This is a genomic window from Pseudomonas sp. AC136 (assembly GCF_979258585.1).
Genome location: NZ_OZ409865.1, coordinates 1,282,672 through 1,308,269, shown reverse-complemented (window position 1 = coordinate 1,308,269; position 25,598 = coordinate 1,282,672). Strand labels below are relative to the sequence as shown.

Here is a 25,598-nt window from a genome sequence, read left to right as displayed (position 1 = left end):
AGCTTTGGAGAATGAGTGCATGAGTAACTGGCTGGTAGATAAGCTGATCCCATCGATCATGCGTTCCGAGGTGAAAAAGAGCTCTGTCCCCGAGGGCTTGTGGCACAAATGCCCATCCTGCGAAGCGGTGCTTTACCGTCCTGAGCTGGAGAAAACCCTGGATGTTTGCCCCAAGTGCAACCACCACATGCGCATCGATGCCCGCGCTCGTCTGGACATCTTCCTCGACCCCGAGGGCCGCGAAGAAATCGCCGCTGATCTCGAGCCGGTTGATCGCCTGAAATTCCGTGACAGCAAAAAGTACAAAGACCGCCTCACCGCCGCGCAAAAGCAGACCGGCGAGAAAGACGCGCTGATCGCCATGCGCGGCACCCTGCAAGACTTGCCGGTCGTGGCCTGCGCCTTTGAGTTCGCCTTTATGGGCGGCTCGATGGGCGCCATCGTCGGCGAGCGTTTTGTTCAGGCCGCCAACGTCGCGCTGAAAGAGCGTTGCCCGCTGGTGTGCTTCGCCGCTTCCGGTGGTGCGCGTATGCAGGAAGCGCTGATCTCGCTGATGCAAATGGCCAAGACGTCGGCCGTATTGGCCCGCCTGCGCGAAGAGGGCGTGCCGTTTATTTCTGTGCTGACCGACCCGGTGTACGGCGGCGTTTCGGCCAGCTTGGCCATGTTGGGTGACGTAATTGTCGCTGAGCCCAAAGCGCTGATCGGTTTCGCTGGCCCGCGAGTGATCGAGCAAACCGTGCGTGAAAAGCTGCCGGAAGGCTTCCAGCGCAGCGAATTCCTGCTGGCCCACGGCGCCATCGACATGATCATTTCCCGTCAGGAATTGCGTCCTCGTCTCGCCCGTTTGCTGGCGCAAATGCAGAACCTTCCGACCCCGGTCGCCATCCCTGCGCCTATCAGCGCATGACCCAGCCCACGGTGCAGCGCAACCTGGCTGAATGGTTGAGCTATCTGGAGCAGTTGCACCCGGTGGCCATCGACATGGGCCTGGACCGCACCCGCGAGGTGGCCAGCCGCCTCGCTCTGGGGCGGCCGGCGGCGAAAGTCATCACCGTGACCGGCACCAATGGCAAAGGCTCAACCTGCGCCTTTCTCGCCTCGCTGCTTGCCGAGCAGGGGCTGAAAGTGGGCGTCTACAGCTCGCCCCACCTGCTGCGTTACAACGAACGCGTGCAAGTGGCGGGAGTGGAAGCCACTGACGCCGAACTCTGCGAAGCCTTCGCCGCCGTTGAAGCGGCCCGTGGCGAAACCTCCCTGACCTATTTCGAAGTTGGCACCCTGGCCGCGTTCTGGTTGTTCCAGCGCAGCGGCCTGGATGCGGCGGTATTGGAAGTAGGGCTGGGCGGGCGATTGGATACGGTCAACCTGATCGATCCGGACCTGGCGCTGATCACCAGCATTGGTCTCGACCACGCGGACTACCTGGGTGACACCCGTGAGTCGGTGGCATTCGAGAAGGCCGGCATTTTCCGCACTGGCGTACCGGCTATTTGCGGCGACCTCAAACCGCCAGCGCCGATTCGTGAAAAGGCCAACTCGCTTCCTTGCCCATTGCTGCTGCGCGGCCCCGATTACGACCTCGCCTTCGGCGAGCACAGCTGGCACTGGCGTGGCTTCAACGCCGCCGGCGAGCCGCTGAGCCTGCATGACCTGCCGCTGCTCGATCTGCCCATGGAAAACGCCGCGCTGGCATTGCAGGCCTACGCCATGCTCGACCTGCCTTGGCAGCCTGACCAATTGGTCACGGCGCTGCAACGCACGCGGGTGACCGGTCGCCTTGATCGCCGCGCAATAAATTGGCATGGCAAGGCACTCACGCTGTTGCTGGATGTTGGGCATAATCCCCACGCCGCCGAGTATTTGGCGCAGCGCCTGGCAGATCGCCCGGTGGCGGGCAAGCGCCTGGCGGTGTTCGGTTTGTTGGCCGATAAAGATTTACCCGGCGTGCTCGCTCCGTTGCTCACACAAGTGACGACTTGGGCCGTGGCGCCGCTGCCAACGCCGCGCAGTCGGCCCGCCGCCGAGTTGCAGGCCGCGCTGCTGAACCTGGGCGCAAGCGCTCAAGCGTATGGCGACATCGCCGCCGCCTTGGAAGCGCAACTGCAGCAGGCGACGGCAGAAGACGAAATTCTGTTGTTTGGTTCTTTTTACTGCGTGGCCGAGGCCCTGGAATGGCTGGCCCGCCATGCCATGGGAGAAGTGGGGAATGGCTTTGCTGGATAAAGGATTGAAGCAGCGGATCGTCGGCGCCTTGGTGCTGATTGCCCTGGCGATCATCTTCTTGCCGATGCTGCTGTCGCGCCAGGATGAATCCCGTCACGTGGTGGTCGACGCCCCGGCCATGCCGCAAGCCCCGGCCATGCCGGAAGTGGCGCAAGAGCCGGTGTCGGTTCCAGAGCCAGAACTGCTGCCCGAAGAGCCCGTGCCGGTCGAGCAGGTGGCAACTACGCCGGCCCCGCTTCCGACCACGCCTAGCGCTTTGCCACCGCCGACCACGCCTATCGCTCCGGCGCCTCCCGCACCGCCAGCCAGCAAACCGCCGGCCACTGCCAGCGCCACGCCCGCTGCGCCAGCGGCAGCGCCAGCGACGCAGAACCGTCTGGACGCCAACAGCTTGCCGATCAGTTGGTCGATTCAACTGGCCAGCCTGTCCAACCGCGCCAGTGCCGAAAGCCTGCAGAAAACGCTGCGTAGTCAGGGCTATAACGCCTACATTCGCAGCGCTGAAGGCATGAATCGGGTATTTGTCGGGCCGCTGATTGAACGCGCCGAGGCGGATCGCCTGCGTGATCAGTTGACCAAGCAGCAAAAACTCAAAGGCTTTGTGGTGCGCTTTCAGCCGGAAAGTAGCTGATGGGCCGGTAAGAGCATCGCGGCTGAAGCCGCTCCCACAGGAATGTACGATTCTTGGGAGCATCTTTGCCGCGACGCTTTCAGCCGTTAGGTTTGGTCGGTCCGCGCTCTTTGAGCACAGCGAAGCCCAACGCGCCATCAGCATTTTCGCCCAGTGGCAGGGAATTAATCGGTGTTCGATAAATCCCGGCTTACTCCTTGCCGAACGCTCTGCTAAAATCCCGCGCCTCTTCCGTCGGTAGGCCTGTAACGTGCCATTTACCTGGGTCGATTGGGCGATCATCGCCGTTATCGCAATTTCCAGTTTGATCAGCTTGAAACGCGGCTTCGTCAAAGAAGCGCTGTCGCTGGTAACTTGGATCATTGCTGGAGTCGTTGCCTGGATGTTCGGCGGCGCGCTTTCCCAGCACCTCGTGGATTACATCGACACCCCATCAGCCCGCGTTATCGCCGGCTGCGCCATTCTTTTCGTGGCCACATTATTAGTGGGTGCCCTATTTAATTTTCTTATTGGCGAGCTGGTTCGCGTTACCGGACTATCGGGCACTGACCGCGTGCTAGGCATGGTGTTCGGTGCCGCTCGGGGCGGTTTGCTGGTGGTGTTGCTGGTTGGATTATTGAGCCTGGCGCCTGTTACTCAGGACGCCTGGTGGAAAGAGTCATCGCTGGTGCCGCACTTTCTGATCGTGGCGGACTGGTCGAAAAACATGATTCTTACCCTGGCCAGTCAATGGCTGGCCAGCGGTGTGAGTGGGCCGGCAGAACTGTCGTTTAAGGATGTTCTGGCGCCCAAGCCGTTGTAGAAGTTAGCAGTGGCGGTAACGAAGTAAGCAGTCGCGGTAATTCAGAAACGTAGCGAGCGAAGGTTGGGCGTGTTTTCTAATGCCTAGCCGAGCGCAGTAGTTCAGAAACGTAGCGAGCGAAGGTTAGGCGAGGCGAAAGCAGGTGAAAAAAGCGGAGTTGGCTCTAGCCAATGAGCATTTTTGAATCCTGTTTTCAACGAAGCCTAGCCGAGCGCAGTAGTTTCCCACTTCAAAGGGGTTGGTCGCATGTGTGGCATCGTGGGTATCGTCGGTAAGTCAAACGTCAATCAAGCGCTGTATGACGCGCTTACCGTGCTCCAACATCGCGGCCAGGACGCTGCCGGTATCGTGACCAGCCATGACGGCCGGTTGTATCTGCGCAAAGACAACGGACTGGTGCGCGATGTGTTCCACCAGCGCCATATGCAGCGCCTGGTCGGGCACATGGGCATCGGTCACGTGCGTTATCCGACAGCGGGCAGTTCCACGTCTGCTGAAGCGCAGCCTTTCTACGTCAACTCGCCCTACGGCATCACCCTGGCGCACAACGGCAACTTGACCAACGTCGAGCAGCTGGCCAAGGAGATCTACGAGTCTGATCTTCGCCACGTCAACACCAGCTCCGACTCCGAAGTGCTGCTCAACGTGTTCGCTCACGAGCTGGCCGTTCGCGGCAAGTTGCAGCCGACCGAAGACGACGTGTTCGCCGCCGTCACCGACGTGCACAAGCGCTGCACCGGCGGTTACGCCGTGGTGGCCATGGTCACTGGCTACGGCATCGTCGGTTTCCGCGACCCTAACGGCATTCGTCCGATCGTATTTGGCCAACGTCACACCGACGAAGGCGTGGAATACATGATCGCTTCGGAAAGCGTGTCGCTCGACGTGCTCGGCTTCACCCTGATCCGCGACCTGGCGCCGGGCGAAGCGGTGTACATCACCGAAGAAGGCAAGATCTCTACCCGCCAATGCGCGACCAACCCGAAATACGCCCCGTGCATTTTTGAGCACGTGTACTTGGCGCGTCCGGACTCGATCATGGACGGCATTTCGGTCTACAAAGCCCGCCTGCGCATGGGCGAGAAACTGGCCGATAAAATTCTGCGCGAGCGCCCGGATCACGACATCGATGTGGTTATCCCGATCCCGGACACCAGCCGCACCTCCGCGCTGGAACTGGCGAACCACCTGGGCGTGAAATTCCGCGAAGGCTTCGTTAAAAACCGTTACATCGGCCGCACCTTCATCATGCCGGGCCAGGCGGCGCGCAAGAAATCGGTCCGCCAGAAGCTCAACGCCATCGAGCTGGAATTCCGCGGCAAGAACGTGATGCTGGTCGACGACTCCATCGTGCGCGGCACCACCTGCAAGCAGATCATTCAGATGGCCCGCGAAGCCGGGGCGAAGAACGTGTACTTCTGCTCGGCAGCGCCGGCGGTGCGTTACCCGAACGTGTACGGCATCGACATGCCGAGCGCCCACGAACTGATCGCCCACAACCGCACCACCGAGGAAGTGGCTGAACTGATCGGCGCCGACTGGCTGGTGTATCAGGACCTCAGCGACCTGATCGACGCGGTAGGCGGCGGCAAGGTGAAAATCGACCAGTTCGATTGCGCGGTGTTTGATGGCAAGTACGTCACCGGCGACGTCAACGAGGCGTACCTGAACAAAATCGAACAGGCGCGCAACGACTCGTCGAAGCTCAAGACCAACGTGGTCAGCGCCATCATCGACCTGTACAACAATTGATAACCCCCCAGCCCGCGAAAGCGGGCTGAACGTTTTAGTGCTGAAGAATTGATGGAGAACGGGCATGACGCAGGAATGGGATGCGGGTCGGCTGGACAGTGACCTCGAAGGCGTAGGCTTCGACACCCTGGCGGTACGGGCCGGGCAACACCGTACCCCTGAAGGCGAGCATGGCGAGGCGATGTTCTTCACCTCCAGCTACGTGTTCCGCACTGCCGCCGACGCCGCTGCGCGTTTTTCCGGCGAAGTGCCGGGCAACGTCTATTCGCGTTACACCAACCCCACCGTACGCACCTTCGAAGAGCGCCTCGCCGCGCTGGAAGGGGCGGAGCAGGCGGTCGCAACGGCGTCTGGGATGTCGGCGATCATGGGTGTGGTCATGGCGTTTTGCAGCGCCGGCGACCACGTGCTGGTCTCGCGCAGCGTGTTTGGTTCGACCATCAGCCTGTTCGAGAAATACCTGAAACGCTTCGGTGTGCAGGTCGACTATGTCGAGCTGACCAACGTCGCCGGGTGGGGCGAAGCCTGCAAGCCCAACACCAAAATGTTCTTTGTCGAATCACCCTCCAACCCGTTGGCCGAGCTGGTGGACATCGCCGCGTTGGCCGAAGTGGCTCATGCCCACGGCGCGAAACTGGTGGTCGATAACTGCTTCTGCACGCCGGTGCTGCAAAAGCCACTGGCGCTCGGCGCCGACGTGGTGGTGCATTCGGCTACCAAATTTATCGACGGCCAGGGTCGTTGCCTGGGCGGCGTGGTGGCCGGCAGTGCCAAGCTGATGGCCGAACTGGTGGGCTTCGTGCGCACCGTTGGCCCGACCATGAGCCCGTTCAACGCTTGGGTGTTCCTCAAAGGCTTGGAAACCCTGCGCATCCGCATGCAAGCCCATTGCGCCAGTGCGCTGCACTTGGCTCAGTGGTTGGAGCAGCAGCCGGGCATCGAGAAGGTTCACTACGCCGGCTTGCCGAGCCATCCGCAACACGAACTGGCCAAGCGTCAGCAACGTGCGTTTGGCGCCGTAGTGAGCTTTGAAGTGAAAGGCGGCAAAGAGGGCGCCTGGCGCTTTATCGACGCCACGCGTTTGCTCTCGATTACCGCCAACTTGGGCGACAGCAAATCCACCATCACCCACCCGAGCACCACGTCCCACGGTCGTTTGACGCCCGAAGAACGCGCTGCAGCGGGCATCCGCGACAGCTTGATCCGCGTGGCCGTTGGCCTCGAAGAAGTCGACGACATCCAGGCCGATCTGGCCCGGGGCCTCGCGGCGCTGTGATCGGGCGTCGCTGATGGTCGAGTTGGAAGTGGAGCGCCCGCTAGCCAGCAACGGCAAAGTCGCGTTGGTCACCGGCGCCGCTCGTGGCATTGGCCTGGGCATCGCCGCCTGGCTGATCGCGGAAGGCTGGCAAGTGGTGCTGGCCGATACTGAGCGTGAACGCGGCGCCAAGGTCGCCAAAGCGCTTGGCGATAACGCCTGGTTTGTGGCGATGGACGTCAGCCAGGAAAGCCAAGTGGTTGAAGGCGTTGCGCAGGTGCTGGGCCAATTCGGCCGGCTCGATGCGCTGGTCAACAACGCCGGTATCGCCGACCCGTACAACGCGCCGCTGGACAGCCTTGAGCTGGCTCAGTGGAATCGCGTGCTGGCCGTCAACCTGACGGGCCCGTTGCTGCTGGCCAAACACTGCGCGCCTTACCTGCGCGCGCATTACGGCGCCATCGTTAACATCACTTCCACCCGTGCCCATCAAGCTGAAGCCGACACCGAAGCCTATTCGGCGAGCAAAGGCGGGCTGCTGGCACTCACTCGCGCGCTGGCAATCAGCCTGGGGCCGGACATCCGCGTCAACGCCGTCAGCCCAGGCTGGATCGACGCCCGCGACCCCAGCGAACGCCGCGCCGCGCCACTGACCGACGCCGACCACGACCAACATCCCGCTGGCCGCGTAGGCACGGTTGAAGATGTGGCCGCGCAAGTGGCGTGGCTGCTGTCGGCGAGCGCCGGGTTTGTGACTGGGCAAGAGTTTGTGGTGGATGGCGGGATGACGTGCAAGATGATTTACGTCGAGTAACGTCTGTCGCTAACGCTGGTGGCTTCAACCTCGCCTATTGGAAAAGCATCGCGGCTAAAGCCGCTCCTACAGGAATTTGCGTAGCCTGTGGGAGCGGCTTCAGCCGCGATGGGGTTTCCCAGACGACAACGAACGCGCCTGTTTACTGCGGCCGCAGATCAATCGCCGAATCGCCCTGACCATCAAACAGCTGCCCTGGCTTCTGCGGCAAAATGCTCGGCCGTGCGCTATCCGCCGCGCCGCCTAATACGCGAATGTCGCTGTACTTCTTGCCCGAAAGCGCTGCCAAACCCGCGCCATCACGCACGACGCTCGGTCTGAGGAAGACCATCAAATTGCGCTTGGTATGGGCCTCTTTGGTTGAGCGAAACAGTCGGCCCAGCCATGGGATATCGCCTAACAGCGGCACTTTCGAATCCGTCATGGTCACGTCGTCCTGAATCAGGCCGCCGAGCACAATGACCTGGCCGTCTTCGGCGAGGATGGTGCTTTTGATCGAGCGTTTGTTGGTGATCAAATCCACCGCCTGCGCAGACAGCGTGGCGCTGGGGGCAATCGAGGAAATCTCCTGTTCGATCTCCAGCCGCAGCGAGGCGCCGTCGTTAATGTGCGGGGTGACCTTGAGGGTGACGCCGATATCTTTGCGTTCGATGGTCGTGAACGGATTGCTCGCGCCGTCGGTAGCGGTGGTGTACGAGCCGGTTTGGAAGGGCACGTTTTGCCCCACCAGAATCTCGGCTTTCTGGTTGTCGAGCGTCAACAGGCTTGGCGTGGAGAGCAGGTTGCTTTTGCTGTTGGCCGACAACGCCGTTATCAGCGCGCCGAAGTTCTTGCTGCCAATTCCGATAATGGCGCCGTCGGGCAGGGTGTCCGGCACGGTGTCATCCTGGATGGCTTGCAGCACGGAACCGACAGAAAGCCCGGTATTGCCGAAGTTGACGCCGCCGACGCCACCGGTACCGCCCCGTGCATCCACAGCCCACTGCACGCCGAGCGCGTCGGTAATGTCGCCGGAAATCTCGACAATCGCTGCTTCCACCATTACCTGCGCGCGCGGTACGTCGAGCTGGTGCACGATGTCTTCGAGCATGGCCACGGTGTCTGGCTCTGCCAGCAATACCAGGGCGTTCAGGCTCTCGTCGGCGCGAATCAGAATGTTCTGCGGCTTGCCCGCTCCGGCTTCGGCAGTGCCGCCGCCAGCCGGGTTTTTAATACCTTCGGAAATCTCGCCCAGCACGGTGGCCAATGCTTTGGCATCGTTATGCCGCAGCCGAATAACGCGGGTATTGGCAGAGCGGCTGCTGGGCGTGTCGAGGGATTTCGCCAGACCGACCATTCGCGCGCGGGCGGCGGGCGGGCCGATGAGAATCAGGCGGTTGGTGCGCGTGTCGGCAATCACCTGCGTACCGGCGGCCCCCTTGGCCTGCCCGTGCGCCACGCTGGCATTGAGCGCTTCGGCGGCATCGGTGACCCAGGCGTATTGCAGGTTGACCACGCTGTAGTCGTTGTTGCTCTTCTGATCCAGCTGATGAATCAGGTCTTCGATGCGCGTGATGTTGGCGCTGCGGTCGCTGATGATCAGGGCGTTGGCCGAGGTCACCGCTGCCAGGTGGCCATATTGCGGAACGAGCGGGCGAATCAGTGGAATCAACTCGGCGACGTTGCCGTGCTGCACCTGAATCAGTCGCGTCTCCAGGCGATCCGGCGCAGCGCGACCGGTGTCGGCATCGGCCTTGGCTTCGGCGTTCGGCACGATGCGCGCCTGGTCGCCCTGGGTAATCACGCTAAAACCGTGGGTGGCCATTACCGAGAGGAACAGCTGGTACACCTCGCTGAGATTCAGCGGCGCTTTGGACACCACGTTGACCTGGCCTTTGACGCGCGGATCGACCACAAAGGTTTGCCCGGTGATGTCAGCGATCTGGTCGACGAACTCAGCGATGTCGGCGTCCTTGAGGTTGATCGTCCAGCGTTCCTCGTTCTGCTGCTGTTCATCGTCGGCCGTGCCGTTCGCCGGTGTTATCGCGGCGCCAGCCGTGGCGCTGATGCTAAGCAGACCGCAAGCGAACAGGGCCAGGGTCAAGCGTGAAAGAGTCAATGGCATCGGCTTAATCGCTTTCCGTAGGCGGGTCGGTAGGGAGGGGTTCGGTTGAGCGCGGCGCGGCAGGGGGCTCGGGTTCGTTCACCGGCTCCTGATCGGGTTCGTCCTGGCCGCCAGCGCTTTCCATCTGTTGACGCAAGGCTTCCATGCGCTCTCGCAGCTGCTGTTCATCTTGCTGTTGCAGCGTGGACAGTGCGTCCACGGCGTCGTAGCTGCTGGGAAGCGGGCGGCTGGCCGGGGCGTTTTTGTTCTTGTTGAACATCAGCGTTTCCAGGCGGCCGTTGCGCTCGATTTCGACGCGATCGCGGTACACCGCATGCAGGCGGATGCCTTTGTCGATTTCGGAACCTACGCCGAAGCGCAGCGGCTTGGCGTTTTCCCGTTGGATGATGGCGCTAGAGCTGCGCGCATCGCTGTGCACAAAGCTGCCGCGCAAGGTCAGGCGCAGGCTGGTGGCGGGGGGCGCGGTAGTTTGTGTGACGCGGGCGGGGCCGAAGAGGGTTTCTATACTGTCCAGGGCCGGTGCGCTGGACAGCTCGCTGGCCTCATCGGTCTGCACGCTTACTTGGGTGCGGTTGAGTTGGAGCCATTCGATGGTTTGCGTGGCGAAACTCAAACTGATCAACAGGATCAACAACACGCCCAGCAATGTCGGGGCATTGTGCATCAGCCTGCGGAGGGTTTCGGGCACGGTCAAAGACGTTTCTCGCACTGTCGGATTTGCTGGCGGCCGATCATAGAGCAGCCAAGTGTTTTTACGCATCCACTTCGCGCCGTAGTCCTATTCTGTTTTATATGGCGGGGCGATGTGTTTTTTCGGCAGTGTGGTAAAGATAGCCGCCGTTGCACACTCTACGAGTCGCCTCGTCTAAAAATCGATAAAAAAACAGCAGCATGGCGAATGATCGTCATCCTTAATCTTGAACATGGGCGCTGAACAGCAGCCCCTTCCACAATGCCAAGGTCGGATTACAGATGAACGTTTCTCCGGTGGAAACCGTGTCACGCCGTTTACCGTTCAGTTACGCCAAGCGTAATGGCGTGGTGTTGATGCTCGATAAAGACCAGGTGTGCCTGGGCTTTCGGCCGGCTGTGGAGATGGTCGCGCTGGCCGAAGCGCAACGGTTTGTCGGCCGCCGCTTGCCGCTGCGAGCGCTCAGCCCGACCGATTTCGATCAGGCCATGGCGGCGGCCTATCAGCATGATTCTGCGTCCATGCAACTGGCTGAAGACATCGGCGGGCGGCTCGACCTGGCTGCGCTGGCCGATCAGGTGCCCGAAACCGAAGACTTGATGGAGCAGGAAGACGACGCACCGATCATTCGTTTGATCAACGCCATTCTTGGCGAATCGATCAAGGAAAACGCCTCCGATATTCACCTCGAAACCTTTGAAAAACGCTTGGTCGTGCGCTTTCGCGTCGACGGCGTGCTGCGCGAAGTGCTGGAGCCCAAACGTGAGTTGGCGGCGTTGCTGGTGTCTCGTATCAAGGTGATGGCGCGCCTGGATATCGCCGAAAAACGTGTGCCACAGGACGGTCGTATTTCCTTGCGCGTGGGCGGGCGGGAAGTGGACGTGCGGGTGTCGACGTTGCCCTCGGCCAACGGTGAGCGCGTGGTGTTGCGGCTGCTCGACAAACAAGCGGGGCGCTTGAGTTTGCAGCACTTGGGCATGTCCAGCCGCGACTGCCAACTAATGGAAAGCAGCGTGCGCAAACCGCACGGCATCATCCTCGTCACCGGCCCCACGGGCTCGGGGAAAACCACCACCTTGTACGCCAGCCTGGTCAGCCTCAACGACCGCACGCGCAACATTCTTACCGTCGAAGACCCCATCGAATATCACCTTGAAGGCATCGGCCAAACGCAGGTCAACACCAAGGTCGACATGACCTTTGCCCGCGGCCTGCGCGCCATTCTTCGGCAAGACCCGGACGTGGTCATGGTCGGCGAAATTCGCGACGCTGAAACCGCGCAAATTGCCGTGCAGGCCTCGCTCACCGGCCACTTGGTGCTCTCGACCTTGCACACCAACAGCGCGATTGGCGCCGTAACGCGCTTGGTCGATATGGGCGTTGAACCGTTTCTGTTGTCGTCCTCGCTGCTCGGTGTGTTGGCCCAGCGCCTGGTTCGTGTGCTCTGTCCGCACTGCAAAGAAGGCCTGCCAGTCACTGAAGCCGAAGCCCAGGTGCTGGGCGTGCGCAGCGGCGAAACGCCGGTCATTCATCACCCGCGCGGCTGCCCGGAATGCAAGCAGCAGGGCTATCGCGGGCGCACCGGTATTTATGAGTTGGTGGTGTTCGATGACCACATGCGCACGCTGGTCCACAGCGGCGCCGGTGAGCAGGAGATGACCCGTCATGCACGCGGCAACGGCCCGAGCATCCGCGATGATGGCCGGCGCAAAGTGATGCAGGGCGTCACCAGCCTGGAAGAAGTGCTGCGCGTGACGCGCGAAGACGAAGCGCCGACCACCGCTGCGCAACGACGCGAACTATCTGCCAGCTCACCGAATCAACACCAACGTAGGGGCGAGCGACGTGAAGACCGTTAAGTCCGTCGCCCGCGCTCTGACCGTCACCCAACCGGGCACATTCTGATGGCAGCGTTCGAATACCTTGCCCTGGACAACGCGGGGCGCCAGCAAAAGGGCGTGATGGAAGCCGACAGCGCGCGGCAAGTGCGGCAGATGCTGCGCGAAAAGCAACTGGCGCCGCTGCAAGTCAACGCCACGCGTACCCGTGAGCAGGCGAGCAACGACGGTCATTTCACCTTTGTGCGCGGGCTGTCGGCACGCGATCTGGCGATGCTCACGCGCCAGTTAGCCACCCTGATTCAAGCCGCATTGCCTATCGAAGAAGCGTTGCGCGCCGCCGCCGCTCAGGCCTCCGCACCGCGCGTGCAGGCGATGTTGCTGGCAGTGCGGGCGCGGGTGCTGGAAGGCCACAGCCTGGCGGCAGCGCTAAAAGAATTTCCCGCAGCATTCCCCGACCTGTACCGCGCCACCGTGGCAGCGGGCGAGCACGCCGGGCACTTGGGCCCGGTGCTCGAACAATTGGCCGACTACACCGAACAGCGCCAACAGTCGCGGCAGAAAGTACAGCTAGCGTTGTTGTACCCGCTGGTGCTGATGATCACCTCGCTGATTATCGTCGGCTTCTTGCTCGGCTACGTGGTGCCGGATGTGGTGCGGGTGTTTATCGACTCCGGGCAAACGCTGCCAGCTCTGACGCGCGGCCTGATCGCCCTCAGTGATGCGGTGAAAAGTTGGGGCTGGTTATTTGTGCTGCTGGTGATTGCCGGTGGCTTCACCACGCGTTGGGCGCTGCGCGATGACAACGTCAAACGGCGCTGGCACGGCTTTCAATTGCGCTTGCCGCTGGTGGGCCGATTGGTGCGTGCCACCGACTGTGCACGCTTCGCGTCGACCCTGGCCATTCTCACGCGCAGCGGCGTGCCGCTGGTGGAAGCGCTGAGCATTGGTGCCCAGGTGATTTCCAATCGCGTCATTCGCGCCGACGTGGTCTTGGCTGCGCAAAAAGTCCGCGAGGGCGGCAGCCTGACCCGCGCGCTGGAAGCCAGCGGACAGTTCCCGCCGATGATGCTGCACATGATCGCCAGCGGCGAACGCTCCGGCGAACTGGACCAGATGCTGGCCCGCACCGCGCGCAATCAGGAGGGCGACCTGGCCGCCCAAATCGCGCTGATGGTCGGCCTGTTCGAACCTTTTATGCTGGTGTTTATGGGCGTTGTGGTGCTGCTCATTGTGCTGGCGATTCTTCTTCCAATTCTGTCTTTGAACCAACTAGTGGGGTGATCACGATGCAAGCAAACGTCATGCAAAACGGGCTGCGACAACGGCAACGCCAGCGCGGTTTTACCCTGATTGAAATCATGGTGGTGGTGGTGATTCTCGGCATTCTCGCGGCGCTGATCGTGCCCCAGGTAATGAGCCGCCCCGACCAGGCAAAAATCACTGTGGCCAAAGGCGACGTCAAAGGCATTAGCGCCGCGCTGGACATGTACAAGCTCGACAATCACGCCTATCCGAGCACCCAGCAAGGCCTCGAAGCGCTGGTGAAAAAACCGAGCGGCAACCCGGTAGCGAAAAACTGGAACGCTGACGGCTACCTCAAACGCGTGCCCGTCGACCCATGGGGCAACCCGTATCAATACCTGGCGCCGGGCAGCAAAGGCCCGTTCGATCTCTACTCCTTCGGCGCCGATGGCAAAGAAGGCGGCAGCGACAACGATGCAGATATCGGTAACTGGGATCAGTGAGTTTCAAGCGGCCGCAGGCCCTGGCCGGTTTCACGTTAGTGGAGCTGCTGGTGGTGCTGGTAATTCTGGGCACCCTGGTTGGGCTGGCGGTGCTCAGCACCGGCATCGCCGGCCCGGCGCGCGAGCTGCGCAACGAGGCCGAGCGGCTTAGCGGGCTGATTGGCGTGCTGGCCGATGAGGCCGTGTTGGACAACCGCGAATACGGCCTGTGGTTCGACGCTTCGTCCTATCAAGTGCTGCGCTACGAGCCCGGCAAAAACCGCTGGCAGCCCGTGGATCGCGCGCCGCACCAGTTGCCTGCTTATGCCGTGCTGACGGTCGAACTCGAAGGTGCCGCGCTGAAACTTCCCAGCCAACACGCTGAAGAAGACCAACCCAAAGACGCCGAGCGCAGCCCGCAAGTGCTGATTCTATCCAGCGGTGAACTCAGTCCCTTTCGCCTACAACTGGCCGAGAAGCGTGCCCAAGGCGCGCGCTTGCAGATGTCCACCGACGGTTTTCGCCTGCCAAAAGTCGAAGCGGCAGACGGCAAAGGAGCCGGCAAGTGAGCCGCTGCCGTGGCTTCACTTTGCTCGAAGTGTTGGTAGCCCTGGCGATATTTGCGTTGGTGGCGGCCAGCGTTCTGGGCGTTAGCGCCCGCAGCTTGCAGACGGCCGCGCGGCTTGAAGACAAAACCCTGGCCATGTGGATCGCCGACAACCAACTCAGCGACATGCAATTGGCCCCCGCCGTGCCCAGCATCGGCAATCAGCAGGGCCAGGTCGATTTCGCCAACCGCCAGTGGCAATGGCAAAGCACCGTCGAAGACACCAGCGAGCCAACCATGCGCCGCATCACCGTGTGGGTCGCCGCGCGCGACGAGCGTGGGCGCGGGGGCGAAATTAAAGACCGCGCCGTCGCCAGCCTGGTCGGCTTTGTCACCACCGAGCCCATCGAGGCCGGGCAATGAAACGCGCGCAAGGCTTTACCCTGCTGGAGCTGCTGATTGCCGTGGCCATCTTTGCGCTGCTGGCCTTGGCGACCTATCGCATGCTGAGCAGCGTGATGCAGGCCGACAGCGCCACGCGCAGTCACGAGCAGCAATTGCGCGAACTGGTGCGCGGCATGGCCGCGTTCGAGCGTGATGTGTTGCAAGCGGTGCCGCGCCCGGTGCGCGATCCGTTTGGCGATGAACGTGCCGCGTTGCGCGGTGAAGACGGCGACGCCACTGCTCTGGAATTCACTCGCACCGGCTGGCGCAACCCCATGGGCGCCGGTCGGTCGCGCTTGCAACGGGTGCGCTGGGAACTCAGCGGCGAGCAACTGCAACGCCGCTACTGGCCGGTGCTCGATCAAGCGCAAGACAGCCAGCCGCAGGTGCAAGCCGTGCTCGACGGCGTCACCCGCATGACGCTTCGCTACCTCGACCGCCTGGGCCAATGGCAAGCCAGTTGGCCGCCTGCCGACGGCAACGAAAGCGAGCGCCTGGAACAGTTGCCCAAAGCCTTGGAGCTGGTGCTCGAACACCGTCGCTACGGCCAGATTCGCCGCGTGCTGCGCCTGCCCGACCTGCCCGCTGGAGGCAATCCTGGCGACGGTCAGAACCCGGATAATCCTAACGCCAACCCAGACGCCAACCCGGACGGCCAAAGCCCGGCGCCCGATGATTCGCAGGTGCTGGAATGAAGCGTCAACAGGGTGTGGCGCTGATCACCGTGCTGCTGGTCGTGGCGGTAGTCACTGTGGTGTGCGCCGGCATGATCGCCCGCCAACATGTGGCCATTCGCAGCAGCGCCAATCTGCTCGATACCCGTCAAGCCTGGCAGTACGCGCTGGGCGGCGAGACGCTGGCCAAGGCCGTGCTTAAACGCGATGCGCGCGGCGGCGACCCGCGTCAGTCGGTGGATCATCTTGGCGAGAACTGGGCCAAGCCCATGCAGCCGTTTGCGCTGGATGAAGGCGGCGTGCTCAGCGTGCGCATCGAAGACCCCAGCGGCCGCTTTAACCTCAACAGCCTGGTGCGCCAGCAGCAAGTCGACGAACCCTCGGTGCTGCGCTTTCGCCGCCTGCTGCTGCGCCTGGACATTGCCACGCCCTATGCCGAACGCCTGGTGGATTGGCTTGACGTGGACCAGGAAGCCACCGGCAGCGAAGGCGCCGAAGACAATCAGTATCTGCTTGCCAAGCCGGCCTATCGCGCCGCCAACCGTCGCCTGCAAGACGTCTCCGAGCTACGGTTATTACTGGGCATGACCGAGGCCGACTTCCGCCGGTTGCAGCCGTACGTGAGTGTCTTGCCGGGCGACGCGCCGCTGAACGTCAACACGGCTGGCGCCATGGTGCTGTCGTGCCTGGCCGACGGCTTGACGCCGGACCTGGCACAAGGGGTGGTGCTGGCGCGCGGCAAGGAAGGTTTCGCCTCCGTGGACGCGTTTCTCGCCCAGCCCGGCCTGGCCGGGCAGGGAATCGAGGGGCAGGGCTTGGCAGTCGGTAGTGCGTATTTTCAAGTGATCAGCGAGGTGCGAATGGGTGATCGCCGGCAAGTGGTGGTGAGTAACATGCACCGAGATCAACAGGGGCGCGTGCGTGTACTGGCGCGCGACCTTGGACAAGACGGGCTGATCGCCATTGGCGCGACCGCCCCCGCAACAAATGAGGAGCAGGCACGATGAGCCTGGTAACGATTTTTCTGCCGGCGGCCGCTGCGGTGGCCGTCGACGAAACCCTGCTAGTGCATCGCATCCGCGCGGGCGTACACGACCAGCTGTTGCTCGCCGAAGCGATGGTGGAGCTGGATGAACCGTGGCGCCTGGTGATTCCGGTCGAGGCTGTCACCGCCTGTGCCGTAGCGCTGCCCACGCAGAAAGCGCGCTGGCTGCGTCAGGCCTTGCCGTTTGCTGTGGAGGAATTGCTGGCCGAAGACGTCGAGCAATTTCACCTGGCCCTCGGCACACCGCTCGGGGACGGGCGTCACCGTATTGTCGCCGTACGCGCAGCCTGGCTGCAGGGCTGGCTCGCCGCGTGCCCGGTGGCGCCGGTGAGCATTCATGTCGATGCCGATTTGCTGCCTGACGTCGGCACCCAGATTTGCTGGCTCGGCGAGCGCTGGCTGCTGGGCGGTCAGTTGGCTACGCGTATGGCGGTGGCGCAGGATGATTGGCCGCAGATTGCCGACCAGTGCCCGTTGCCCTTGCACGCCATCGCGCCGCCGACCCAAGCCTTGCCGGACGGCATCGAAACCGCCCAGCGCGAAGAGGATGTGTACCTCTGGCTCGCGGCCCAAACGGCCGGCTGCAACCTGGCCCAAGGCGAGCTGGCCAGTCGCGAAGACAGCCAAGGCTGGAAGCGCTGGCGCCCGGTGCTGGGGCTGGTGGGGTTATGGCTGGTGCTGCAATGGGGCTTCAACCTGGCGCAGGCCTGGCAGTTGCAACACAAGAGCGACACCATCGCCGCCGCCAATGCGGCGCTGTACCGCGAGTTGTTTCCGCAGGACACCAAGCTGGTGAACCTGCGTCATCAACTCGACGAACACCTGAGCCAAGGCCGCACGGCCGGGGGCAGTCGCTTTCTTGCCCTGATGGACCTGGCCAGCACCGCTGTGCAAGCTGATGGCGGTCTGGTGCGCGTTCAACAGTTGGACTTCAGCGACACCCGTGGCGACCTCGCGCTGCAACTGCAAGCGCCTGACTTCAGCGCACTGGAGCGCCTGCGCCAACGCCTGGCAGATGCCGGTTTGCCCGTGCAACTGGGCTCGGCGAGTCGGGAAAACAACGGCGTCAGCGCCCGGTTAGTCGTAGGAGGGCAGGGATGAATACCGCCACAGTCAAAATGCAGCTGCTCGACCGCTGGCAGCGCTCACCGCTGCAACGGCGCTGGACCACCCTGGCGCCGCGCGAGCGTTTGGCGCTCGGGCTGATGGTTATCTGCGTGCTCGGTGCGCTGCTCTACATCAGCTTCTGGCAACCGGCCCAACATCGTCTGCACAACGCGCGTGAAGCGCTGGCGCAGCAACTGGAACTGAGCGGCTACCTGCAAGCCAAAGCCCCGCAAGTCCGTGCCTTGGTGGAAAAACCCACCACCAGCCTGGCGCCGGAACAGCTGCAAGGGTATGTCACCAGCAGTGCAGCGGCCGCCCAGCTGACCATCGAACGCCTCGACAGCTCCGGTGATGGCAGCTTGCAAGTGAACCTGCAACCGGTGGCCTTCAACGTACTGCTGCGGTGGTTCCAGGAGCTTGAAGGGCAGGGCGTACGAATTGACGAGGCGGGCATGGACCGCAATGAAGAAGGTTTGGTGACAGCGCGGTTGACATTGCGGGTTGGGCAATGACGTTGGGCTTTGCCTTCGGCTCAACCCAACCTACGGCTCAGCGAAAACATAGCCGATTGATTAATTTCAGAAAATTTCTATACAGGGTGTTGACTTAGGTATGCCCCCCGCGTAAATTTCGCGCCTCGCAAGCAAGGGGTGATTAGCTCAGCTGGGAGAGCATCTGCCTTACAAGCAGAGGGTCGGCGGTTCGATCCCGTCATCACCCACCACTTGTGAAACCGGACGAAAGTCCACCGACGCGCAGCGGTAGTTCAGTCGGTTAGAATACCGGCCTGTCACGCCGGGGGTCGCGGGTTCGAGTCCCGTCCGCTGCGCCATTATTTGCCAAGTCCGACGTTGTCGAGCTTGAGATCAAAAGCCAACCAGGGCTTTACGATCAGACGCAGCACGTTTCACGTTGTACCGGACGAAAGTCCACCGACACGCAGCGGTAGTTCAGTCGGTTAGAATACCGGCCTGTCACGCCGGGGGTCGCGGGTTCGAGTCCCGTCCGCTGCGCCATATACGAAACCCTTGGATCGAAAGGTCCAAGGGTTTTTTATTGGCTGCGATTTAATGATTGGCTGTTTGGGTTCGTTCATCTGTTAGTCATCTGCGGGTTTTTAGGCTTGGCCTTGACCCAAACGAAAATAGAGCGAGCACAAGCAAATGGACGAGTACCAAGAAGAGTTGTTGGAATACCGCGCCGATGAGCAGGATGAGCCGGCTGAATTAGTGGAAGACGCTACAGAGCTTTAAATCTGCGCCGGCTTCCCCCCTCACCCTAGCCCTCTCCCCTAGGGGCGAGGGGACTAAAAGCAAATCGCGTTAGTCAGCAGAAAGGCGATTGGCTCCCCTCGCCCGCGAGCGGGAGAGGGGCTGGGGGTGAGGGCCGGGCAAAACGCGGTCACCCCGCCTTACGCTGCGCCTTCCTGAATTCCCCCGGCGTCTGCCTATTCCAGCGTTTGAACGCCCGTTGGAACGCCTCCGCCGATGCAAACCCCAGCAAATACGCAATTTCCCCGAACGCCAATTCCGTGTCGCGGATATACGCCATGGCCAGGTCGCGGCGGGTGTCGTTGAGGATGGCGCGGTACTGCGTGCCTTCTTCGGCCAGCTTGCGCCGCAAGGTCCACGTCGGCAGTTGCAGGCGGTTGGCCACTTCCTCCAGGTCCGGCTCGCGGCCGTTTAGCAGCGGCCCGAGCAACTGGCTGATGCGCTCGCGCAGGCTGCGGGTGCGGGTCAGTTGCTCCAGCTCGCGCTCACAAATATCCAGCAGGTGCCGCCATGTGCTCGGGCAATGCTCTGGGTTGCGCAAGGCAAGCGTGGCCTGGTTCAGGCGCAGTTGGTTAGTGTCGCTGGCGAACTCCACGGCGCAACCAAACAGCTCGCCGTAGCGTTCGGCGTAGGGCGTGGCAGGAAATTCGATGTCGACTTTTTCCACGTCCAGGCGCTGTCCGGCCAGCGCGCCCAGTTGCGCTGCCCAGCCGGCCAATACCGAGTCGACGACGAAGCGGTTGTAGGCGTTATAAGGGTTGATCGAGTAGAAGCGCAGCCAGGCGCCACGGGTGTCTTCGTGAAAGCTCGATTGGCCTCGGTAGTTGTAGGCGTACAGCGGCTCGAAGCGGATCAAGGCGCGCGCGGCCTCGCGCACGGTGGGGGCTTGCGCGGCGGTGACGCCGGCCAGCCCAACCTGGCTAAGACGCGTGTGCACGCCCATGCTCAAGCCCAGCGCTGAATCGCCGGTCAGTTGAATCGCCGCATGGCCCAAACGCATGTAGCGTGGAATCGACAACCGCGCCCGCGCTTCGGCCAGGCGCGCCGGGTCGAGCCCGTATTGCTCCAGCAACGGCAGCGGATCATGCCCGGCATGGCGCACCGCATCTGCCAGGCCATGCACAAAGCCGACCGACAAATCTCCCAGCCGAACCCGTACCGGCTTCATGGCTTACAGCCAAATGTTCAGCAGCCGGCCACCGGGCCCGCCGCTGTCGTCGAGCGTGCTCACGGCCTGGTCTTGCATCAGCAGGCTGTGGCCGTCGCTGCGCAGGTTCCAGAACTGGCCATGGAGAAAAACCGTCATGCCCAGGCGCGCGCTGCTGCCGTCCACTGGCGGCGCCGAATGGGTTTCGCTATTGCTGATCTGGAAGGCTGGAACGGCGAGCACCTGCACGCCCTGTTTGCTCAGGTCGGCAAACGCATCGGCGCGCTGGCTGTCGCTGCCGAGCACCACGGCCAAGCGCCCAGCTGGCGTGTCGATCATCCGAAGCTCGCGCGGTGCGGCGGCGACAAAACCCAGCTCATCGGCGGTGGGATACGCCTTGCGTTGTGGTTGCCCCAGCGGCGCACCGTCGCTGCCAAACACCAGGCTGACGTTGTACAGCGGGCCGCTGCCGACCACCAATTGGCCGTCTTCCACGCTCGGCTCGGGCAGCACGATCGAGCCGGCCACCAGGGTGATGCCGAAGTCTTTGGCCAAGCCGCCAAACACCGTTTGGTAGTCGCGCGCCATGTGCTCGCCCTGCATGCGCAGCAGGGCGTCGTGCAAGCGGTTCTCACCTTTGGCGAACAGAAGCGCGCGGCTGAGTTTCAGTGGATTGCTCGCCGCCAGCCAGGCCATCGCGCTGTTGACCGTGTGCGCCTGATACACCTCGACTTTCTCGCCGCTGATGACCAGGCCCGTGCCGATATGTTCGGGCAGCACGGCGACAGTTTTGCCATTGAGCAAGCCCGCTTCGTTGGCTTTGTGCAGGTAGGCGGCGAGCTTCAAGCGCAGCAGCTCGGCGCTGTGGTAGTCGCCGGAATACAGCAGCGGCTGAATGCCCAGCAGGTTGCCGTTGGTGCCCGGCTGGCCCTGATTAAGCGCCACTTCGCTGCGAAGGTCGGACAGGTAATGGGCCTCGGACGGCAAATCGGTCCACAGCGCATAAGCGCCCAGCAGAACGATGGTGGAAGAGGCGAGGGCGTTGCCAAATAGTCTGCGCATGGTCGTCGGGGTGTGAAATTAGGCCATAAGGGTAGGGGGCCGAACCGCGCTTGCCAAGTCGCGCTGCGCGTTTGGATCAATAACTTGTCACTTTGGATCATTGAGAGGGCGCGGCGCGCTCTTTATCGTCTGCTCACAACTGACCGCCGCCCACGCTTTGAACACAAAGCCGGATTCATGAGGCAGCGGCATTCCGTGCATTAACCCTCGATGTGGAGCTATCTATGACCGCCGCTCAATTCCCCCACCTGTTGGCCCCGCTGGACCTGGGTTTCACCACCCTGCGTAACCGCACCCTGATGGGCTCCATGCACACCGGGCTGGAAGAAAAACCGGGCGGCTTCGAACGCATGGCGGCGTACTTTGCCGAACGCGCTCTGGGCGGCGTCGGCCTGATGGTCACCGGCGGCATCGGCCCGAACGTAGAAGGCGGCGTTTACTCTGGCGCGGCCAAGCTGAGCACCCCGGAAGAAGCCGAGCAGCACCGCATTGTTACCCGCGCCGTGCACGAAGCGGGCGGCAAGATCTGCATGCAGATTCTCCACGCCGGCCGTTATGCCTATAGCCCGAAATCGGTAGCGCCGAGCGCCATTCAAGCGCCGATCAACCCGTTCAAGCCCCATGAGCTGGACGAAGAGGGCATCGAAAAGCAGATCGCCGATTTCGTCAATTGCTCCAGCCTCGCCCAAGTGGCCGAATACGACGGCGTGGAAATCATGGGCTCCGAGGGTTACTTCATTAACCAATTCCTTGCCGCTCACACCAACCAGCGCACCGACCGCTGGGGTGGCAGCTACGAAAACCGCATGCGCCTGCCGGTGGAAATCGTGCGCCGCGTGCGCGAAGCCGTCGGCCCGAACTTCATCATTATTTATCGCCTGTCGATGCTCGACCTGGTGGAAGGCGGCAGCACCTGGGACGAAATCGTCACCCTGGCCAAGGCCATCGAAAAAGCCGGCGCCACCATCATCAACACCGGTATCGGCTGGCACGAAGCGCGTATCCCCACCATCGCCACCAAAGTGCCGCGCGCAGCGTTCACCAAAGTAACGGCCAAACTGCGTGGTGAAGTCAGCATTCCGCTGATCACCACCAACCGCATCAACACCCCGGAAGTGGCCGAGCAAGTGCTGGCCGATGGCGACGCCGACATGGTGTCCATGGCCCGCCCGTTCCTCGCCGACCCCGAGTTCGTTAACAAAGCTGCTGAGGGTCGCAGCGACGAAATCAACACCTGCATCGGCTGCAACCAGGCCTGCCTGGACCACACCTTCGGCGGCAAACTCACCACCTGCCTGGTCAACCCGCGCGCCTGCCACGAAACCGAGCTGAACTACATTCCCACCGCAGCTGTGAAGAAAATTGCCGTGGTCGGCGCTGGCCCGGCGGGTCTTTCCGCTGCCACCGTGGCGGCCGAGCGTGGCCACAGCGTGACCCTGTTCGACTCGGCCAGCGAAATCGGCGGCCAGTTCAACATCGCCAAGCGTGTACCGGGCAAAGAAGAGTTCTACGAAACCATTCGCTACTTCGGCCGCAAGCTGCAAACCACCGGCGTTGATCTTCAACTGAACACCCGCGTCAGCGTTGAAGACCTGGTTAAAGGCGGCTTTGACGAAATTATCCTGGCCACCGGCATCGCCCCGCGCACGCCGGCCATTCCGGGCATCGACCACCCGAAAGTGATCAACTACCTCGACGCCATCTTGCAGCGCAAACCGGTTGGCCAAAAGGTGGCCGTGATTGGCGCCGGCGGCATTGGTTTCGACGTATCGGAATTCATCGTTCACCAAGGCGACGCCACCAGCCAGGACCGCGATGCGTTCTGGAAAGAGTGGGGCATCGACAAAGCCCTGGAAGCGCGCGGCGGTATCGCCGGCATCAAAGCTGAAGTGCACGCCCCGGCGCGTGACGTGTTCCTGCTGCAACGCAAGAAAACCAAAGTGGGCGACGGCCTGGGCAAAACCACCGGCTGGATCCACCGCACCGGCTTGAAAAACAAAAACGTGCAAATGCTCAACAGCGTCGAATACCTCAGCGTTGATGACGCCGGTTTGCACATCCGCATCGCCGAAGGTGAGCCGCAGCTGTTGCCGGTCGACACCATCATCATCTGCGCCGGCCAAGACCCGCTGCGTGAACTGCAGGAAGGCCTGGAAGCAGCCGGCCAAGTGGTGCATTTGATTGGCGGCGCGGACGTGGCGGCGGAGCTGGATGCCAAGCGTGCGATCAACCAGGGTTCGCGTCTCGCTGCTGGGCTGTAATTGATCAGCTCCCTCTCCCGCTTGCGGGAGAGGGCTGTTTCTGCTGTTTCTGTGGGAGCGGCTTTAGCCGCGATGCGTTTGATTGTTTTAAAGGCATCGCGGCTAAAGCCGCTCCCACAGAGGGTGTGTATTCCTCAAAAAACAAAAAAGGAGTTGCCATGACCACTTCCGCCCTCAGTTCCAACCCCGCCGTCACCGCTGCCCTCGAGCAGTGGCACCACATGATCGCCAGCAAAAGCCTCAAGGCCTTGCCCGAGTTGTTGGATGCCAAGGCGGTGTTTCGTTCGCCCATGGCCTACAAGCCGTACGAGGGCGCGCAGATGGTCAATGTGATTCTGAATACCGTGATTCAGGTGTTCGAGAACTTCGAATACCACCGCGAACTGGTCAGCGCCGACGGCCTGAATGTGGTGCTGGAGTTCAGCGCCACGGTTGGCGAGCGTCAGCTCAAGGGCATCGACATGGTGCGCTTCAATGAAGACGGCAAAATCGTCGACTTCGAAGTGATGATCCGCCCCATGAGCGGCCTGCAAGCGCTGGGTGATGAGATGGGCAAACGCCTGGCGCCGTTTCTGGCCAAGGCCAACGCTTCGGCGTGATGCCGCAAACCTGACCGCTTGTACCGATTCCGTCACACTTTCATGTCAGCGCCTGTTCACCAGGCGCTCGGCACGGGTGACTGCCAACCCAGTCACATTGCCGTCGATACTTTTTACCCTAGACTTGAGCCAAATGTAGGAATACGCCTACTTTCTCGCCGTGCGCGCAGAAAAAATTGAGCGTATTCATAAGCGCGAAAGTCGCCATGTATCTGGGTTAGGGGTTCGTTGATGAGCATGCAGATCAAGCCGCAAATGGTTGAAGCCGTGATGTTCTTCAGTGAGCGCGGCATCTGCAAAGAAATGCTGTACCCCGAATTCGAGGCCCTGCTCGACGGCGTGGTCAACATGCCCGAGTTCAGAGACCAGCAAATGCGCGTGGCCTACGTGCTGATCAACCCACGCCTGCTGGTGCGCGCGGCGGTGTTTTTCTTCCTCGACTTCGACGAACGTGGCTCGCCCGATAGCGGCTGGAACATTCCGCTGCGCCACCTGGCCGAGCGCTCTGGCCGTGGCCCGGACCTGGGCGCCGGTCCCATCCGCTTGGCCTGCCGCAGCCAGTGCCCGGTGTCGTGGCATCAAATGCACTTGTGGGACCCCAGCTTGGTGCCCGGTCAGAACGATCTGGTGTTGCTGCGCGATACCGTGCGGCGCAATCAGCTCGGCTTGCTGGTGGAAGACGACTCCGGCCAGAGCGTTGCCCCGGAGCGTCTGCAATTGGCGCCAGAAGATCAGTGGCACGCGCCGGATCCGGCCAAAGAAGCCGCTGACCAGATGGCGGAGAAAATCGAACAGGAGCACCGCCTCAAAACCGCTCAGCTCATCAAGCAGCAACGCCTGCGCATCAGCAGCCAAACCCAGCAGTACGAAGAAGAGCTGGCCAAGCTAAAGCTCGCCGCCGCGCAAGACACACAAACCATGCTCGGGCAAATTCAAAGCCTGCATCAGGCGCTGCGCCAGCAGGAAGAATTGAACGTCAGCCTGAAATCGCAATTGGCTGCCCAGGCCGACACCTTTCAGAAAAACCGCGAGGAAATGACCGAGCAACTGCGCGCCATCGAGCGTCACGGGCGCGCTGAGGCGGACATTCTGCGGGCGCAATTCGACAGCGAGCTGCAAGCGCGAATTTCCTCCGCTGTGGTCGAGTACAAAGAGCAGATCGCCATTCGCGACGTCGAGCTGGCCTACCGCAACGAGCTGGACACCCAGTTGGAAGAAGAGGTCGAGCGCCTGAAGAAAGAGCGCGACGCCTTTGCCAGTCAGGGTGGCGAGCAGATTCTGGAGCGCCTGTCGAAACTCGGCGTGGTGTTCGTGGTGTACCACCCGGGCGCCGGTCACCTGACCATTCCGCTGCAAGACATCGCCCGCTACCAAGACAACCCCATGGCCTACGCGGCGGCCAAATGCTTTGTCGCCGAGCCGCAGTATCGCCAGTGGCTGGCCCATTACGAAAAACCCAGCTGCGACGCCAGCTTGCCAAACGGTGACCGCTGCGGCATTCCCCTGGACCGCATCGACACGCCGAGCCGCTTTGTCATCGGCGATTCCAACTGCTGCGCCCGCCACAAAGCCGGTGCCCGCCTGCGGACTGTCAGCTAACC

At 62.1% G+C, this 25,598-nt stretch carries 23 protein-coding genes and 3 tRNA genes; 22 read left to right on the top strand and 4 right to left on the bottom strand.

Going from position 1 to position 25,598, the window contains the following annotated elements; genetic code table 11:
- Positions 1-19 precede the first annotated feature (19 nt).
- From accD to ACZZZU_RS05855, 7 genes are all read left to right on the top strand, one after another.
- A complete protein-coding gene (accD, locus tag ACZZZU_RS05885; RefSeq protein ID WP_122497194.1) occupies positions 20-910 on the top strand; it encodes an acetyl-CoA carboxylase, carboxyltransferase subunit beta in 891 nt (296 codons plus the stop codon).
- Positions 907-2,226 carry a bifunctional tetrahydrofolate synthase/dihydrofolate synthase gene (gene folC, locus ACZZZU_RS05880; protein WP_463550039.1) on the top strand — a complete coding sequence of 440 codons (1,320 nt, stop codon included), beginning with the start codon at positions 907-909 and terminating at the stop codon, positions 2,224-2,226. Before accD ends, folC begins: the two co-directional genes overlap by 4 nt.
- Entirely contained in the window at positions 2,210-2,857 is a 648-nt protein-coding gene (locus tag ACZZZU_RS05875) for an SPOR domain-containing protein (protein ID WP_463550038.1), read from the top strand. The genes folC and ACZZZU_RS05875 overlap by 17 nt, the downstream gene beginning before the upstream one ends.
- A gap of 250 nt (positions 2,858-3,107) precedes the next feature.
- Positions 3,108-3,659, top strand: a complete 552-nt coding sequence (locus tag ACZZZU_RS05870; protein WP_122497200.1) for a CvpA family protein — start codon at positions 3,108-3,110, stop codon at positions 3,657-3,659.
- A 246-nt stretch (positions 3,660-3,905) separates the two neighbouring features.
- A complete protein-coding gene (gene purF / locus ACZZZU_RS05865; protein WP_122497202.1) occupies positions 3,906-5,411 on the top strand; it encodes an amidophosphoribosyltransferase in 1,506 nt (501 codons plus the stop codon).
- A 64-nt stretch (positions 5,412-5,475) separates the two neighbouring features.
- Positions 5,476-6,687 (top strand): O-succinylhomoserine sulfhydrylase, encoded by a 1,212-nt coding sequence (locus tag ACZZZU_RS05860; protein WP_122497204.1) that lies wholly within the window; start codon positions 5,476-5,478, stop codon positions 6,685-6,687.
- Between the two features lie 13 nt (positions 6,688-6,700).
- Positions 6,701-7,480 carry an SDR family oxidoreductase gene (locus ACZZZU_RS05855; RefSeq protein ID WP_463550037.1) on the top strand — a complete coding sequence of 260 codons (780 nt, stop codon included), beginning with the start codon at positions 6,701-6,703 and terminating at the stop codon, positions 7,478-7,480.
- 142 nt (positions 7,481-7,622) lie between these two features.
- Here the strand turns inward: ACZZZU_RS05855 and gspD are convergent, their stop codons facing one another.
- Together gspD and ACZZZU_RS05845 are read right to left on the bottom strand one after the other, a co-directional pair.
- Positions 7,623-9,584 (bottom strand): type II secretion system secretin GspD, encoded by a 1,962-nt coding sequence (gspD, locus tag ACZZZU_RS05850; RefSeq protein ID WP_122497208.1) that lies wholly within the window; start codon positions 9,582-9,584, stop codon positions 7,623-7,625.
- A 4-nt stretch (positions 9,585-9,588) separates the two neighbouring features.
- A complete protein-coding gene (locus ACZZZU_RS05845; protein ID WP_463550036.1) occupies positions 9,589-10,248 on the bottom strand; it encodes a type II secretion system protein N in 660 nt (219 codons plus the stop codon).
- A 308-nt stretch (positions 10,249-10,556) separates the two neighbouring features.
- Here ACZZZU_RS05845 and gspE point away from each other — a divergent pair, with 308 nt between their 5' ends.
- The 12 genes from gspE to ACZZZU_RS05785 all read left to right on the top strand — a co-directional run bounded on the left by gspE (position 10,557) and on the right by ACZZZU_RS05785 (position 18,673).
- Positions 10,557-12,134: a type II secretion system ATPase GspE gene (gene gspE, locus ACZZZU_RS05840; RefSeq protein WP_122497212.1), complete on the top strand. Its 1,578-nt coding sequence runs from the start codon at positions 10,557-10,559 to the stop codon at positions 12,132-12,134.
- A gap of 45 nt (positions 12,135-12,179) precedes the next feature.
- Positions 12,180-13,397 carry a GspF family T2SS innner membrane protein variant XcpS gene (gene xcpS / locus ACZZZU_RS05835; RefSeq protein ID WP_463550035.1) on the top strand — a complete coding sequence of 406 codons (1,218 nt, stop codon included), beginning with the start codon at positions 12,180-12,182 and terminating at the stop codon, positions 13,395-13,397.
- A gap of 20 nt (positions 13,398-13,417) precedes the next feature.
- Positions 13,418-13,861, top strand: a complete 444-nt coding sequence (gspG, locus tag ACZZZU_RS05830) for a type II secretion system major pseudopilin GspG (RefSeq protein WP_122497216.1) — start codon at positions 13,418-13,420, stop codon at positions 13,859-13,861.
- Entirely contained in the window at positions 13,858-14,409 is a 552-nt protein-coding gene (gspH, locus tag ACZZZU_RS05825) for a type II secretion system minor pseudopilin GspH (RefSeq protein WP_463550034.1), read from the top strand. The genes gspG and gspH overlap by 4 nt, the downstream gene beginning before the upstream one ends.
- The gene (gspI, locus tag ACZZZU_RS05820) at positions 14,406-14,810 is read left to right on the top strand and encodes a type II secretion system minor pseudopilin GspI (protein WP_463550033.1); all 405 of its coding nucleotides are present in this window, start codon (positions 14,406-14,408) and stop codon (positions 14,808-14,810) included. The genes gspH and gspI overlap by 4 nt, the downstream gene beginning before the upstream one ends.
- Positions 14,807-15,526 carry a type II secretion system minor pseudopilin GspJ gene (gene gspJ, locus ACZZZU_RS05815; protein ID WP_463550032.1) on the top strand — a complete coding sequence of 240 codons (720 nt, stop codon included), beginning with the start codon at positions 14,807-14,809 and terminating at the stop codon, positions 15,524-15,526. The genes gspI and gspJ overlap by 4 nt, the downstream gene beginning before the upstream one ends.
- On the top strand, positions 15,523-16,512 hold the full coding sequence (gene gspK / locus ACZZZU_RS05810) for a type II secretion system minor pseudopilin GspK (RefSeq protein ID WP_463550031.1): 990 nt from the start codon (positions 15,523-15,525) through the stop codon (positions 16,510-16,512). The genes gspJ and gspK overlap by 4 nt, the downstream gene beginning before the upstream one ends.
- Positions 16,509-17,651, top strand: a complete 1,143-nt coding sequence (gene gspL / locus ACZZZU_RS05805) for a type II secretion system protein GspL (protein ID WP_463550030.1) — start codon at positions 16,509-16,511, stop codon at positions 17,649-17,651. The genes gspK and gspL overlap by 4 nt, the downstream gene beginning before the upstream one ends.
- Positions 17,648-18,169 carry a type II secretion system protein M gene (locus tag ACZZZU_RS05800; protein WP_463550029.1) on the top strand — a complete coding sequence of 174 codons (522 nt, stop codon included), beginning with the start codon at positions 17,648-17,650 and terminating at the stop codon, positions 18,167-18,169. The genes gspL and ACZZZU_RS05800 overlap by 4 nt, the downstream gene beginning before the upstream one ends.
- Positions 18,170-18,305: 136 nt before the next feature.
- Positions 18,306-18,381: transfer RNA gene (locus ACZZZU_RS05795), tRNA-Val, on the top strand.
- A gap of 31 nt (positions 18,382-18,412) precedes the next feature.
- A tRNA-Asp gene (locus ACZZZU_RS05790) sits at positions 18,413-18,489 on the top strand.
- Between the two features lie 107 nt (positions 18,490-18,596).
- A tRNA-Asp gene (locus ACZZZU_RS05785) sits at positions 18,597-18,673 on the top strand.
- A gap of 385 nt (positions 18,674-19,058) precedes the next feature.
- Here ACZZZU_RS05785 and ACZZZU_RS05780 read toward each other — a convergent pair.
- Positions 19,059-20,096 carry an AraC family transcriptional regulator gene (locus ACZZZU_RS05780; protein ID WP_463550028.1) on the bottom strand — a complete coding sequence of 346 codons (1,038 nt, stop codon included), beginning with the start codon at positions 20,094-20,096 and terminating at the stop codon, positions 19,059-19,061.
- A 3-nt stretch (positions 20,097-20,099) separates the two neighbouring features.
- A complete protein-coding gene (locus ACZZZU_RS05775; RefSeq protein ID WP_463550027.1) occupies positions 20,100-21,137 on the bottom strand; it encodes a carbon-nitrogen hydrolase family protein in 1,038 nt (345 codons plus the stop codon).
- A 224-nt stretch (positions 21,138-21,361) separates the two neighbouring features.
- Between ACZZZU_RS05775 and ACZZZU_RS05770 the strand changes: the two genes are divergently transcribed.
- The 3 genes from ACZZZU_RS05770 (at position 21,362) to ACZZZU_RS05760 (ending at position 25,596) form a co-directional block, all read left to right on the top strand.
- Positions 21,362-23,398 (top strand): oxidoreductase, encoded by a 2,037-nt coding sequence (locus ACZZZU_RS05770; protein ID WP_463550026.1) that lies wholly within the window; start codon positions 21,362-21,364, stop codon positions 23,396-23,398.
- 158 nt (positions 23,399-23,556) lie between these two features.
- The gene (locus ACZZZU_RS05765) at positions 23,557-23,997 is read left to right on the top strand and encodes a nuclear transport factor 2 family protein (protein WP_463382368.1); all 441 of its coding nucleotides are present in this window, start codon (positions 23,557-23,559) and stop codon (positions 23,995-23,997) included.
- Positions 23,998-24,228: 231 nt separating this feature from the next.
- Positions 24,229-25,596, top strand: coding sequence for a coiled-coil domain-containing protein (locus ACZZZU_RS05760; protein WP_122497234.1), 1,368 nt, complete (start codon positions 24,229-24,231; stop codon positions 25,594-25,596).
- The last annotated feature ends 2 nt before the right edge of the window (positions 25,597-25,598 follow it).